The sequence below is a fragment of the Bianquea renquensis genome (assembly GCF_014384895.1).
GTDB classification, from domain to species: Bacteria; Bacillota; Clostridia; order Lachnospirales; family Bianqueaceae; genus Bianquea; species Bianquea renquensis.
This window is the reverse complement of record NZ_JACRSQ010000003.1, coordinates 52,556-66,037: the sequence shown is the minus strand read 5'-3', so window position 1 is coordinate 66,037 and position 13,482 is coordinate 52,556. Positions and strand designations below refer to the sequence as shown.

Below are 13,482 nucleotides of genomic sequence, written 5' to 3'. Positions count from 1 at the left end.
ACGTCTTTATTCATGGTGGTTCCCCCTATGCCAGTTCTGCACCCGACAGTTCTCATTTCTCTGAAATGCTCGCCGGAAAGAGTATTCGCTGGCATAGCCCACCATTTGCGCAATTTCCGCTATCGAATAGCTGGTCTCCTGGAGCAGTTTTTTTGCTCTCTCCAGCCTCAGGGTAGTCAAATAATCTAAAAAGTTTACGCCAATGGTTTCCTTGCACAGCCGGGAAATCGTGGGCACTGAAAGATTCCATCGAGCGCTTAGATCTTTAAGCGACATATCGGGATCGCAATAATGCTCGTTGATATACTGCACGATTTCATTGCCCACCTCTCTGTAGGGCGGTTCAGTCTCTGTCTGCTCCGTTCCTTTCGCCAGACTATGATACGACTGTGAGATGCCCATTATGCCGGGGCCACATGTATTTCCAATCTGAATTTCAAGCAGGGCGTTATACCGCTGGAGCGCTAGGGATTTTATCCACTCTGCCGTCTGGTCGTAATCTTGAAGGGGGTTAGACGCATCCTGGCCAATAATCAATATGGTTTGTGATGAGCTGATCTCGATCTCTTCGGTACAGACCAGCTGCGGATGTAGTTCCGACAGCATCGCTGAGAAATTGATTTCCACCGGTGCTTCCTGCTTTTGGGATAGGATCCATACAGAATATTTTTGATCCTCCGTAAACAAAATGTCGAGCATATCAAAGTGCTGTACCCACTCCGCAAAATTCGTATCCCCGAAAAGAATGAGCATGAGAGCGTATTTTCGGGTGAGGTTATAGTTTTCAGCGATGCGATCCTGTAAGTCTTGTTTTTGCGCGTAGAGCGACGCAAAGGAATCTTCAATGAGTTCAAATTCCGTTTTTTTGGAAGGGGGATACGGTGTGTCCCCCACAAATCCATTGATTTTTGTCATCAATTGTTGTAAGGGGCGAATATTGTACAGCGACAGCAAAAAGGAAACTAAAACTGCCAGAAGAAGCATGGAAAAGAGGATGGCAAGAAAGGTAAAATTGAGGAAGCCGTATTGATTAAAACGCGAAGAAGGATCTGGATACGTAATCCGATAATATGCCGGAAGCACTTTTGAAGCCAGCCGGATTTCATATTCCTGTGGGATATCCTGTGACGTATAGAATAAGGGTTCTTCGGAAAGATTCAGCACCTCAAGGCCAATGTTTTCGCTGCCGAGTTTCGAGATGCTCTGGTTAAAGAGCTCTTTATTTAAAATGATAATCAAGCTGGCTGTAGGTGAGGACACTTCTACCAGGTTTTTGATCATCACAATATTTTTCTTGCTGTTAATATTATAGTCCATAGTGACGAAGGACTCGATGGTGTTCCTGTGCTCTGCGGTTTCATAAATACGGTCTGGTTCAATATCACACCGGCCCGTCATCAGATAGGAGCGGTACTCCGGTTTTGAGAACCATCCCTTTTGGGATACGACGAGTTCCCGATCTTTAATGTAGATTGCGATATCCATCACAGAACTGTCGATGCTGAGATACTGCGATAAGGCCTCCTGGCATTCAAGCCGCTTCAAGGCTGTAAATTCTTGTAAAAACACATCGGACGAGGTGGTCAGCTTTTTAACCCATGTGAGGTTCGAAATATCGTTCATGACATTGCTGATCCGCGTCAGTTTATTATCCAATTCAAGGGAAATGCGCTCTGCGTCATTTCCATAATCTTTTTTGATCATATCAAGCTGATAATGGATCGAATTGTACAGATAGAAACTGGTTACGGCCACACAAATTAAAATAAAAATTGTAGTGAACAACCGCATGTTGTGCTGAAAATACTTCCCATAATTTTTCAGCTTCACATCTCTCACCACCCGTCGACAGATTTAAGCTCCCATGTTACAAGAATAGGCCGAGTATATGGATTCATATTTTATCAGTATACCCGGCCTATGGCGTTTACAATGTGGAAATTCTTAAATTATCATGATTACTTACTTGCCGCGACAAAGCGATCATAGCGCGCCTGCTGAATGGCAATCAGTTCATCCAAGCCCAGCTCCTTCAACTCTCCGAGGTATGTGTCAAAATCATCCAAGGATGCAGTGCCCAAGGTAATCTTCATACACATCTCGTCGGAATAGGTTTGGATTCCCGTCAGAATTTTGTTGAGGGATTCTGTCTCCTCGTCGGTGGGCATAGCAAGGAAGTTATCCAGCATTAACGGATACCAGTATTCATAGTCTACTGCCTTTGCCATGGCTTGAATCTGCACATCGGAACGATTTTCCCCCTTCAAAACCTCTTCCCATTCATCGTATGTCTTATAGGCGCTGCCGAGCTGTACGCGGGGGAGCAGGTCGCCCCAAAGGGGAGAGCCATTTGTTTTTCTGGCATTTGCTTTATCTTCATTGGTGCCAATGTTGATGGAGTAGTTGACGCCGTCGCGGACCTCATAGGTTTCGCCCTCGACGCCCCAGTGAAGAATCGTCATATATTCATCGGAATAGATCATGTCGAAGAACTTGATGGCGCCCTCCACATCGGTGCAGGCCTTCGTGATGCAGTAGCGCTGCCAGACGAGCTGTGAGGTCTCGACTTCTTTCCACGGCTCAGAGCCTTCCACGGCGTCTGTCAGAGTGAAAACGGGCACATAATTGGCGGAACTGTCGCTGGTAACATATCCATTGAGATAGGTTGCGGAGTCATAGGCATTCCAGCTGGCAACTAAGTTATCTGCAAGACGCTGATTCTGGATATCCCAGGATCCGAGAGTAGCAGAATCGATTAACCCTTCATTTACAAGACCGTTGAGATACGTGAAGTACTCCTTAATGTTATCCTGATACCAGGGGGACACGATTTTGCCGTTTATCACATCCAGGGCCACATACCCGTTGCCCAGGCCAAAGATCTGCGCTAAGCCATTGTTGAAGTATTGCGCGTCAACCAAAATGATTTCATCCTGTTTGCCGTTTCCGTTTACATCCTGTTCGCGGAAGGTGCGAAGGACGTCGGTGAACTCCGCAAGGGTCGTGGGCATTTTGGCGTTCACTTTATCCAGCCAATCCTGGCGGATCTGCATCCCAAGCCCCACGGGGATCTCTTTGCCCCCATAGGTGCTTCCTTTATGAAGGTCTGTCAGCCAGTAGATCTTTCCCTCCGCCGTTGTGATCAAAGGGTACGCGGTGTCGTACACTTCGCCGAACATGCGATCAATATTGCCGTTGCTGTATTTCTGAATCAGTTCGCTCAGCTCCTGTATTGTACCGTTTTTGCCGAGAGTTAGGATGGACGCGTCGTCGATAGGCGTAAGGTTTGCAATGTCAGGAAGACTTGTGGATGCCATACGGGTCTGTATGACCACCTCATATTGATCGTTGGGCACGGCCTCAAGCTCAAGTTCCAAATTATTTTCTTTGAGCATGTCCTGCAGCAATCCCCAAACTTTGTATTCTTCTCTCTCAGAGAATTTGATGTACTGGTTTCCGGGATCGGGTCCAAGGATTTTTAGGGTATGAACCTTGTCTTCCTCCACAGTGGAATTCGATGATACCGTTGAACTGTTGTTTGCGCTGCTGGAGCTGCTACTGTCATTCTCCTTGCTGTTGCTGCAAGCGGCAAGAGCCGTCAGCGTCATAGTCAACGACAGGACGATGGCTACCGTTTTCACAAACTTTTTCATAACTATATCCTCCTTTTTTTCTTTTTTTGCGCTATTTAAGATCAGCCCTTGAGGGAGCCAACCATTACGCCTTTGATAAAGTATTTCTGGAAAAACGGATAGGTGAAGATGATGGGAAGGGTTGTAAAAATGATCATGGAATACTTCAACTGTGTGGCGGAAAACATTTGTTCCATGGCATCCTCAATCTCAGTGGAATTGAGCTTAGTCAAGTCCACCGACATCTGAACGAGGACACGCTTTAAGTACATTTGCAGCGGTTGAAGCTCTGTTGTGGGCAAATACACCTGAGCGTTGAACCAGCTGTTCCACATCCCGACAATGCTATAGATGGCCACAACGGCCAGAATCGATTTGGCGAGGGGAAGATAGATTTGAAACAAGATGCGTATATGGGCGGCGCCGTCCATCTTGGCAGATTCCCGCAGATCTTCCGGTAGATTGGAAAAAAAGGTGCGCACCAACATGATGTTCCAGATGCTGTAGGAGGCTGGCAGAATAATAGCCCAGCGCGTCCCGTAAAGCCCTAGATTATTGATCAACAGGAAGCTTGGAATCAATCCTCCTGAAAAGTACATTGGAATTAACAGGTAGGTTACAAAGAATCTGCGCGCATGGAGCCCATGCACCGTCAAGGGATAGGCGGCGAGCACGGACGTAATCAGCGTGAGCAGCGTGCTGGAGGCCGCGTAGATAATCGTATTTCCATAGGCTCGCCACATAGAGGAATCCTTAAACAGCAGCGTGTAGGATTTCAACTGAAACCCTTTGGGGTACAGAAAAACGGACATGGAGTTGACGGCAGCAGGCTCGCTGAGCGACATGATCAGGACATAATACATGGGATACAGTGTGACGAGGCAGATCAATGCGCAGAAGAAAATGCAGAATGCATCAAAAATGCGCGAACCATCTTTGATTTTGGATTTTGTTTTGGCCATTTTGAACTCTCCTAACGATTACCATAAAGAATAATCAGCGACTTTTCTAGAAATGAAATTGGCGATGAAGACAAGGGTAAAGTTCAGCACGGAGGTGAACAGCCCGACTGCGGTACCGAAGCTAAAGCGGCCACCCAACAGACTATCGCGGTAAACATACGTTGCCATGACATCGGCCGTCTCGTAGACCGCAGGATTGTACAGGAGCAGAACCAAATCTGTGTTGGTACTTAGGACGCTGCCAATGGCAAAAATGAGTAGAAGCATAATGGTTGGCTTGATAGAGGGGAGCGTAATATTCCACATCTGCTGCACCCGGTTGGCCCCATCCAATTTCGCCGCCTCATACAGATTCATATCGATGGAGGACATGGCGGACATGTACAAAATACTGTCCCATCCGAAGGTTTTCCAGACATTTGTGATGGTATAGATGGCCGGAAAACAGTTGGGATCCATGGAGAAGGCCTTGGATGGTAGTCCGAAGATCTCGCGTATCCGGTTGATAAGACCGTTGGTATCGATAAAGGAAAGCACCATACCAGCTGCGATAACCGTGGAGATAAAATAGGGCAGGTAGCTTGCGGTCTGGACCAGCTTCTTATAGGAGGATATTTTGACTTCATTTAGAATCAGCGAAAAAATGATGGGGGCGGTAAAGCCGAATACAAGGTTTAATCCGCTGAGAACCAGCGTATTGCGAAATAGCCTTGTAAAGGTTCTAGACGTGATGAAGTCGGTAAAGTGTTTGAGGCCGACCCATTGGGTGCTACCGTCAAAGGACAAGATCGGATTACCGGGAACAAAGTCCTGAAATGCAATCAAGACGCCATAGAGAGGTATGTAAGAAAAAATGAAGATCAGGATAAGGGGTGGAAGCATGATCAACATGAGTTGGAGTTGTTCTTTTGCCCCGATGCCGCCTCGTTTTCTGCGCCTGCCAGTTTTTGTACCGTTTCTGGCTGCTATCGTTCTGTTTCCGAATTCCATAAGCCGATTTCCCTCTTTCCTTCTCTGGCCGAGATGTATTTATCCTATAGGAAGGTCCGCGAATGCGAACTTTTTAAGTAATTCCATCATACGATCCCTTTACAAAAAAATCAACAAACAATATTTCTCGTCAAAATAAAATATTGTTTATTGACGAGAAACGCCTTTTATGTTACATATTTACTATGGTGCATCCATTGGCAGTTATAATTTTTTTGGGAGGTTTTTGAAATGCTAGAAAACCAGGAAGAGCGCATTGTCAAAATTGGCATGATCGGCGTCGGCGGACGAGCCATCGGATTGTTGGAATCTCTGGCTCAAATGAAGTTTGTTGAGGTTACCGCTGTCTGCGATATTGTGGAAGAGCGGATGGAGGAGGGCGTCAAGACGATTCAACAGTATGCTGAATATCCTGTGAGCCGTTATACCGACTATCATGAGCTCTTGAAGCGCGATGATATTGAGGGTGTGATTATCGCCACTTCGTGGAATGAGCATATCAAGATTGCCATTGCTTCCATGAGAGCGGGAAAATATACCGGATTTGAGGTTGGAGGGGCATCCTCCATCGAGCAGTGCTGGGATCTCGTGAGAGCGTATGAGGAGACAGGCACGCCTTGCATGATGATGGAAAACTGCTGCTACGGTCAATATGAGTTGGCGATTCTCAATATGATCCGCAAAGGGCTCTTTGGGGAAATCATCCACTGCGAGGGCGGCTACGAGCATGACCTGCGGGGCATCGCCAATCAGCTGCGCCGTCAGTATCAGCGATCGTACCATCACATGAACCGCAACGGGGATCTGTACCCCACTCATGAGATCGGACCGATTTCCAAATATTTGAATATTAACCGCGGCAACCGTTTTTTGACGCTGACCTCAACCGCGTCCAAAAGCCGTGGGCTGGATATCCGCGCTGCCGAGATTTACGGGGAGCAGAACCCAATCTGGCGCCGTCACGCCCTGGGCGATATCATTACCACTGTTCTGAAATGCGCTGGCGGTGAAACCGTCACCATCATGCACGATACCTCTCTTCCAAGGCCATACTGCCGCGGAAATGCTGTACACGGCACAAAGGGCATCTGGATGGAGCTGAACCATTCAGTCTATTTTGAGCCGGAACACCCCGCGGAGGAAGATGGACTGGAGGTTATTATTGAGCATAAGTGGGAAGATGTGGATCTGTATCTTGAAAAATATCAGCATCCAATCTGGGAAAGATTTCTGAATGACGGCGTTACCGGTGGACACGGGGGCATGGATTATCTGGTACTTCGAGCGTTTATCTACAGCGTTCAGCACCGCATCGGCCTGCCCATCGATGTCTATGATTCAGCTACCTGGATGGCGATCACCTGCCTGTCAGAGGAATCCATTGCCAAGGGCAGTATGCCGGTATCGGTACCGGATTTTACAAATGGAAGCTGGGTGCACCGTGATCCTATGCCAGAGAGTCCGTACTCGCTGGATTAGCAAAAAGATTCCTCCCCCTCTCGCAGGAATTCCGTGGACAGGAGGGGGTGGATGCGGGGGAGTGTACAAATGATAATCAAATTACCTCTAGAGATTGAGAAAGTCGCTGTTGTAACAGAATGTTGGCTATTTAACCGGTTGGCGGTCATCCAAGCGTCAAGATACGCGGAGGACTGGATTGCATCCCATTATAATTTATTCATGTCTCCGGAAGGCAACTTTATGTTTGGTGATATGGAGATTGATTTGCCCTCCTATCACGATGAAATTCTGCAGAGGAACCAGATACGGCTGTGTACCCTTTCAAAAGAAAATATAGTGGATACCCTGCGAGACAATATTCGGAATACTCGCTATATTGTCATGTTTATCAAAGTGAATGAAAAGCGCTACCATGAGGTGCTACTGTATGGATTTAACGATGAGGCGCAGGCCTTTGAGACCGTGGGCTTGTCCCAATACCGATTTGGCGCCGCTCAGATACCGTATACTTATATGGAGGAAACCATAGAAGATATCAAGAGGCATCTTTATTATGAGTATGAAAGTATCGATATATCGAGCCGGTTTCAATTCTATGTGACGGCATTTTCTATCCAGCCTAAGTATGTGACGGATGGATGTGTGTTTGGCGCGTATGAGAAGATCCGTCATGAAGTCTGCGGCAAGATCATACAGAGTCAGACCGTAAGCCGTTACAATGACAGCGCGGCAGAGTCTCAGACCCTCTATACCGGCATCGCGTGTCTCAGGGGCCTGGAGGAACTGCTAAATACGGAACTACACCATGGCGAATTCCATTCCGTGTTCCGAGGTTTAGTCAATAATGCCCACGCGATCTATGAACACAGAAGTATGCTGTATCAATCGATGCAATATATCTGCAAAAAATGGAATATCGATTTACAGAATCAAGCGTATCCGTCTATGAATGAATACAGAGCGTGTTGCGAGCGGACACAAAAATGGATGAATATGACCATAAAATATGAGCAGACCAAGGACCCGGAGCCTTTGCGCAGTATTGCGAAGGAGATACCGGAGGCGTATGACGAGGAATATCAGTGTTTAGAACGATTTTTGGAGACTGCGGAAGCATGGTTTTTGGGCCATGAAGGGCTGAAATAACAGGCAAGCGCCGTTGGGCCGTTGCAAATATAGATTTTGTCTATAGAGCAGCGGCCTTTTTTGGTGGGGGTGGAGGAAGCGGCTTGTTGTAAGGCGGAAGATTGATTCATCGATAGTATCCATAATCACACAGGCATATAGGACGAATATAATTCTTTTAAAGAGTATGCCTGCTGTGAACTTCTAAAAACGGTGCGTTATAAATGCTCTTTGAACCAGATGCAAAGGGCTTTGACAGAAGTATTCTCTTAATTTCTGCATCCACCGATGAAGTGGTTTCCGCCATATAAATCCCGTCGCACCTTTGAGCCGGACTACTCCCATCTGGAAAAGGACTGTGCACTGCCCATCCTGCAGCGGCTGTATGTACGATGAAGCGAATAAAAAGGATGGGATGCCCCCCAGAAATCCCTAGATAGAATATTATTCAGTATGCATTTGCCATCCCCGATAATAGCAAAAATCCCTGGTAAACATCGGTGATTCATTCAAAAAGATCATCTTAGTAAAAGATTGGATTACGCTATGGCGCGATGAAGAGGGTATCGTGGTAATGGGAATTTCAGACTTCCTTCTAACCCCCCAATAGCCTGGATTTATAAGGTCATAGAAGTCATGTGGAATGAAAACAACAGAGGACGATACACGTATCTGCCAAATTTTGATAAAAGGTTGCGCCGTCGAGGACTATTCCCAGTTATTCGGCGGAGCCAAATACATAAAGCACTTGCTGCCAACCGATTGCTGGTGTCGTGGGAATGTATGATTTAGAACAGCATTGCATTTGCGTGAGATTAAGCTAAAAACAACTCCATAAAGCGATGAAAAAAGCATAATTGAGATGTTTAAAAATAGTGAAATAAAATACTTTAATATAATTTTAGGGTTGACAAAAACAAATAAAAAATATATAATAAAAATAGATCGAAAAATGGATAAAAAACAGAAATTATTTAATAAAAAATAAATATATTAAAACTATTTATAACTGAGTAATAATTATCAACAAATTAATCCTTTTTCTGCCTATATAGCAAATGAAATGATGAAGTTGAATTGCTGGGCTGTCTGAGTGTATGTCTTAATATAATTCGCTATAATTGATAACAAATTTGCGATATATACATTGGTATTATGAGCTCATTATATAACAGTTAGAATGAAGGGGGGGCCAGCAGACTTTCTAGTTTAGATTTGCTATTATGTTACTTAATATGAAAAGGAGGTTCATATGAAAGCGAAAAAGTGTATGGTTGGTTTGGCTCTAATGTCTTTAATGATGATTATGATTCCATCGATAGTAAATGCCGCTACTGTGCCGTACGATCGGTACGAATTATCGGTCCCTGCATGGCAGAGAAATGCTCGTGTTAGCCAATCTCAATATAGGTCATCTGGAAACAAATATAATCAGTGGTCCGTTGACTTAGATTATAGCACTGAAGGTGAAGGGACGTATATGACATTCTGGCTGGAGGATGGGGAACTATTCAATCTTACAAGTGGCCATAACGTAATGGTTGGAGACCGGAGTAGCTTCAACTATCAGCTGGATGATGGAACGGTCTCATACTATAACTTGAAAACATATCTAACGTGCCAAAACAACAACTATAATTCAGGCGTCTATTATATTGAAGGGCGCTGGCGCGCTCAGACCACAAATTAGTAGAAATTTCAACGTGATAGGGACTGTTGCAAAGCGATGTTAAATGGGAGCTCATAATACTCTTGTTCTGTGTGGTTCGCAACTGCGGCAGTCCCGCTTTTTTGAAGGGGGAGGATTGATGAATAGGCTGGGGTACGATGTATTTCGAATTTGCAGGCGAAGGCGGTCACAGTGTATCTTTCTTTTTTTACTTATCTGTATGCTGGCAGATTTAGTGTATACTTTTGTTACCTATCGCTCCAACTATCAATATTTAACATTCTTAACTGGTGGGGCAAGCCATGTGCTACAGATTCTACTGATTTGGTTAATGCCAATCTGGATTCTGTTAGCCGTCGGCGACCGCTATATTGAAGATGTAAAGCTTGGTTTTTCTTCACTTATCAGCACGCGATATGGAATGGGGCGATATGTCAGGAAGCTGGTTGCAACAACCTTTGTCACCTCTTTTTTGCTGTATTTTATTCCATTGTTGATGAACTATGGCTTTGCGTTAGTACTCGGGTGGAATGTGCCGAAGATGGAAGGTATCGGGCGGTTGCATTATGAGATGCTTAGGTATGATCAAAGGCCTATGGCACAGATGGCATGGTACCAGCCGGGATTGGTCAATATCATGTTTTTATTGAGTACCTGCTTTTTAGCCGGTTTTTTGGGGACCGTGTCAGTATGTATCTCTCTTGTATTTGCAGATAAAAGGGTGGTTTACTCCTTCATGTTTGTCTTTTGGTTTGGTCAGATTATATTGCCTAAGTCGGTTATTGATGTAGTACAGCCGTTCACAGAGTGGCAGTTAGAGAGATTGGGGTATGTATATGGCAGGTCGCTTTTGCTGTGTCTTGTTGTTATTGTCCCCTGCTTGTTTGTCGTGGCGAGAAGAAAACGATGAGATGGATTCGCGGAAGCTTGGTTCTATTGGCTTTGATTTTTGCATTGGGCGTGTTCTGGTGTACGCAGTCGTTGCCCTTGATGCCTTTTGGCATCCGAGATCAAAATATCACGGTGGTATTTCAGGGTTTTTTTCATCTTCGCTATGTTACCAGCATGTACAGTTTTGTATGTTTGACTGCTCTGTATTTTCTTATGCCCGATGTAAAAATTCATATTGTTACAAGGTTTTGTTCAAGGACACGATTTTTCGCATGTCGAATTTTGCTAACGCTGATATATTGTGTGGTATTTAGCATCACCCTTTGTGGCATTGTTCTAATGGGAACTTTTCTTTTCTATGACAGAAATAATGTCGATTGGAGCCTTTTTCAACTGGGCCTTATGCTGCAGACAGTCCAGTTTACTCTGCTGTATGGCACCATAGTCAATTGTTTTTTTGTCATTCAAGATTGGCTTGAGAGAACTTGGGGAAGTATTCTACTCACTGTTGTTATATTCTTTCTACTGACGTACATATTCGGGATGCAATTGAATATCGGATTCTTCTTCACGGATATAGATATACTATTGCAAATCTTAGAACAGCAACAGGTTACGGTTTATATTACAAACAGGATGATTCGAATGGCCGGAATGTATATGTTGAGCGGGTTACTCTCGTATTGCAGGTTCCTTCGACGTGATTTCTTACGAGGCTAGTTATTATGAAAATACGGGTAGGTATACTATTTATCGGAACGTTGATTCAAGTGGGGCTCTTGTTCATGTTCATTCGGCCATTGTATCGCAATGTGGCACTGCCGTTGCCGCTGTTAAATGTGTATGGTGTACGGTATACGGATTCTATTCTAGTTTTAGCATATGGCTACTTCTATTTCGGGTGTATCACATTCTTTCACATGGGAGCGATGAGGCGTTTTCTTGATGGATATGGGATACTACTCCTGTCCCGTGGAAAGGAGTATAGCTATTTTATAGTGAAGCAGTTTGCTCAGATTGTAGTATCCGTGTGTATTATTTATGGAATGGAAGTCGCCATGAGCATTGTAATGAATAGAATTTTTAATTTGGGAGTAGCAGTTCGCTTTTCGTCGGTTGAGTTTATCGGCGCAACCCTGTGGATTGTCACCGTATCAATCTTAGTGTGGATGCAGATGATGCTGGAATTGTTTATGCCAGAAACGGTTGCGGTTCTCATTATCAACATATATGGTATTATCTCAATCATTATCGGTACACATGTTTTAGCTGGCGGGAGTCTATGGAAATACCTTTGTTTTTTAAATTTTGCACTGTATGCTCGCATACAAGAAAGCGGGGTACAGTGGACAGGCATATTGCTGTCGTTGGCCGGACATGCTGCGGCTATCGCTTTACTATCCTATCATCAAATACAGAGAAGAGACTATCTTTGAAAGGGGAGGTATAGTCATATGGAGTCTGTGGAGTTGCGGCACGTAACAAAAAAAATCCGGAGCAGACTTGTTCTAGATGATATCACCTATCAGTTTGAGCCAGGAACGATTTATGGGGTGGTTGGGCCAAATGGCTCTGGAAAGACAATGCTGCTGCGGATGCTTGCTGGTTTGATTCATCCGAGTGAAGGTGAGGTCATGATAAATGGCCGTCTTCTGCATAAAGATATATCGTTCCCTGGCAATATGGGGCTGATTATTGAACATATAAGCTTATTACCGTATCTGACGGGCCGGGACAACCTGCGGGCTTTAGCCAGAATTCGCAAGGTTGCGTCGGAGAAAGATATAGAAGACGCGTTATTGCGAGTGGGGTTGGAGAAGGTAATGGATTCGAAAGTCAAAACATATTCACTTGGGATGAAGCAAAGGCTCAATTTGGCGCAGGCATTGTTCGAGAGGCCCGAACTCTTATTTTTGGATGAACCGACCAATGCCTTAGATGAGAGAGGAAGCGAGTCTATACGGAATATCCTGCTGGAAGAAAAAAAGAGAGGCGCCATGATCGTTTTGACTAGCCATCACATGGATGATATCCAGATTGCCGACGTACAGTTAAAAATGGCAGAGGGGAGGTTATATTGACATTTCAGTATACAAAAAATCGCCTGCGAATCCTTTTTTAGCATTCAGGCGATTTTTTTTCGGGCAAAACGAGGGGCGGAGAGGAGGGATTTTATCTCCCTCGTCTCCGCCCCATTGTGTCTTTATTTCTTCGGAGCCTTTTTCTTTTTATCGCCTTTCATGCCGGATTGCAGGCTGGTGATTTTATTGGATAGCTTTTGCCGGAAGGTGAGCTTAACCGGAGTTTCCGGCTTTCGCTCTCCCTTCTTGGCGGTGGAGTATCCGAGAATGTATGCACCGGCAATCTCGATCTTGACCATTTTTTTCAGGGGCAGAGTCTTAAAAACTTTGCCATCGCATAGCAGGGTGGCGATCTGTGGCCCGATTTTGACCTTTACCATGGGCATCTTGCGCATTTTAAGGTAAAAAGGAACCTCATTGACAGCGGCTTTGGGAAGGGTAGAGTCTGTGAGTTTCATTTTTTTCTTATCGATAATAAGCGCGGAAACCTGCTGGCGGTTCTGCTCGATCATCTGCTGAGATGCCGCCTGCTTCTTTTGCAGCTTCCGGCCTAAGAAGTACAAGCCCACTAGGACGAGTATGACAATAATGACAACGGTAAAAATTATTCCTAAAGTGTCCACTAGGAAATCCTCCTTTGATGATGTACGCTATCTATTAGTTTAGTATAT

11 protein-coding genes are annotated in these 13,482 nt (G+C 44.9%); 6 read left to right on the top strand and 5 right to left on the bottom strand.

All coding sequences use genetic code 11. The features are described 5' to 3' along the window. Positions 1-6: 6 nt before the first annotated feature. From H8730_RS03190 to H8730_RS03175, 4 genes are all read right to left on the bottom strand, one after another. Positions 7-1,830: a helix-turn-helix domain-containing protein gene (locus H8730_RS03190; RefSeq protein ID WP_177719365.1), complete on the bottom strand. Its 1,824-nt coding sequence runs from the start codon at positions 1,828-1,830 to the stop codon at positions 7-9. A 128-nt stretch (positions 1,831-1,958) separates the two neighbouring features. Beyond that, on the bottom strand, positions 1,959-3,653 hold the full coding sequence (locus tag H8730_RS03185; RefSeq protein WP_177719364.1) for a type 2 periplasmic-binding domain-containing protein: 1,695 nt from the start codon (positions 3,651-3,653) through the stop codon (positions 1,959-1,961). A 41-nt stretch (positions 3,654-3,694) separates the two neighbouring features. Then, complete coding sequence (locus H8730_RS03180; RefSeq protein ID WP_177719363.1) at positions 3,695-4,594, bottom strand: carbohydrate ABC transporter permease; 900 nt, start codon at positions 4,592-4,594, stop codon at positions 3,695-3,697. Between the two features lie 18 nt (positions 4,595-4,612). Continuing rightward, complete coding sequence (locus H8730_RS03175) at positions 4,613-5,584, bottom strand: ABC transporter permease (RefSeq protein WP_177719362.1); 972 nt, start codon at positions 5,582-5,584, stop codon at positions 4,613-4,615. 231 nt (positions 5,585-5,815) lie between these two features. Between H8730_RS03175 and H8730_RS03170 the strand changes: the two genes are divergently transcribed. From H8730_RS03170 to H8730_RS03145, 6 genes are all read left to right on the top strand, one after another. Beyond that, entirely contained in the window at positions 5,816-7,063 is a 1,248-nt protein-coding gene (locus H8730_RS03170; protein WP_177719361.1) for a Gfo/Idh/MocA family protein, read from the top strand. A gap of 69 nt (positions 7,064-7,132) precedes the next feature. Then, positions 7,133-8,191, top strand: coding sequence for a hypothetical protein (locus H8730_RS03165; RefSeq protein ID WP_177719360.1), 1,059 nt, complete (start codon positions 7,133-7,135; stop codon positions 8,189-8,191). A 1,231-nt stretch (positions 8,192-9,422) separates the two neighbouring features. Continuing rightward, a complete protein-coding gene (locus H8730_RS03160; RefSeq protein WP_177719359.1) occupies positions 9,423-9,860 on the top strand; it encodes a DUF2712 domain-containing protein in 438 nt (145 codons plus the stop codon). A gap of 118 nt (positions 9,861-9,978) precedes the next feature. Continuing rightward, positions 9,979-10,749, top strand: a complete 771-nt coding sequence (locus H8730_RS03155; RefSeq protein WP_177719358.1) for a hypothetical protein — start codon at positions 9,979-9,981, stop codon at positions 10,747-10,749. 706 nt (positions 10,750-11,455) lie between these two features. Further along, positions 11,456-12,166, top strand: a complete 711-nt coding sequence (locus H8730_RS03150) for a DUF2705 family protein (RefSeq protein WP_177719357.1) — start codon at positions 11,456-11,458, stop codon at positions 12,164-12,166. Positions 12,167-12,184: 18 nt separating this feature from the next. Then, the gene (locus H8730_RS03145) at positions 12,185-12,811 is read left to right on the top strand and encodes an ABC transporter ATP-binding protein (RefSeq protein ID WP_177719356.1); all 627 of its coding nucleotides are present in this window, start codon (positions 12,185-12,187) and stop codon (positions 12,809-12,811) included. A 122-nt stretch (positions 12,812-12,933) separates the two neighbouring features. Here the strand turns inward: H8730_RS03145 and H8730_RS03140 are convergent, their stop codons facing one another. After that, positions 12,934-13,434 carry a hypothetical protein gene (locus tag H8730_RS03140; protein WP_177719355.1) on the bottom strand — a complete coding sequence of 167 codons (501 nt, stop codon included), beginning with the start codon at positions 13,432-13,434 and terminating at the stop codon, positions 12,934-12,936. Positions 13,435-13,482 lie beyond the last annotated feature (48 nt).

Excerpts from the sequence above, each read along its gene's own strand:
- H8730_RS03185 (WP_177719364.1), bottom strand. The coding sequence starts at position 3,653 with ATGAAAAAGTTTGTGAAAACGGTAGCCATCGTCCTGTCGTTGACTATG.
- H8730_RS03180 (WP_177719363.1), bottom strand. The coding sequence starts at position 4,594 with ATGGCCAAAACAAAATCCAAAATCAAAGATGGTTCGCGCATTTTTGAT.
- H8730_RS03175 (WP_177719362.1), bottom strand. The coding sequence starts at position 5,584 with ATGGAATTCGGAAACAGAACGATAGCAGCCAGAAACGGTACAAAAACT.
- H8730_RS03170 (WP_177719361.1), top strand. The coding sequence starts at position 5,816 with ATGCTAGAAAACCAGGAAGAGCGCATTGTCAAAATTGGCATGATCGGC.
- H8730_RS03165 (WP_177719360.1), top strand. The coding sequence starts at position 7,133 with ATGATAATCAAATTACCTCTAGAGATTGAGAAAGTCGCTGTTGTAACA.
- H8730_RS03160 (WP_177719359.1), top strand. The coding sequence starts at position 9,423 with ATGAAAGCGAAAAAGTGTATGGTTGGTTTGGCTCTAATGTCTTTAATG.
- H8730_RS03155 (WP_177719358.1), top strand. The coding sequence starts at position 9,979 with ATGAATAGGCTGGGGTACGATGTATTTCGAATTTGCAGGCGAAGGCGG.
- H8730_RS03150 (WP_177719357.1), top strand. The coding sequence starts at position 11,456 with ATGAAAATACGGGTAGGTATACTATTTATCGGAACGTTGATTCAAGTG.
- H8730_RS03145 (WP_177719356.1), top strand. The coding sequence starts at position 12,185 with ATGGAGTCTGTGGAGTTGCGGCACGTAACAAAAAAAATCCGGAGCAGA.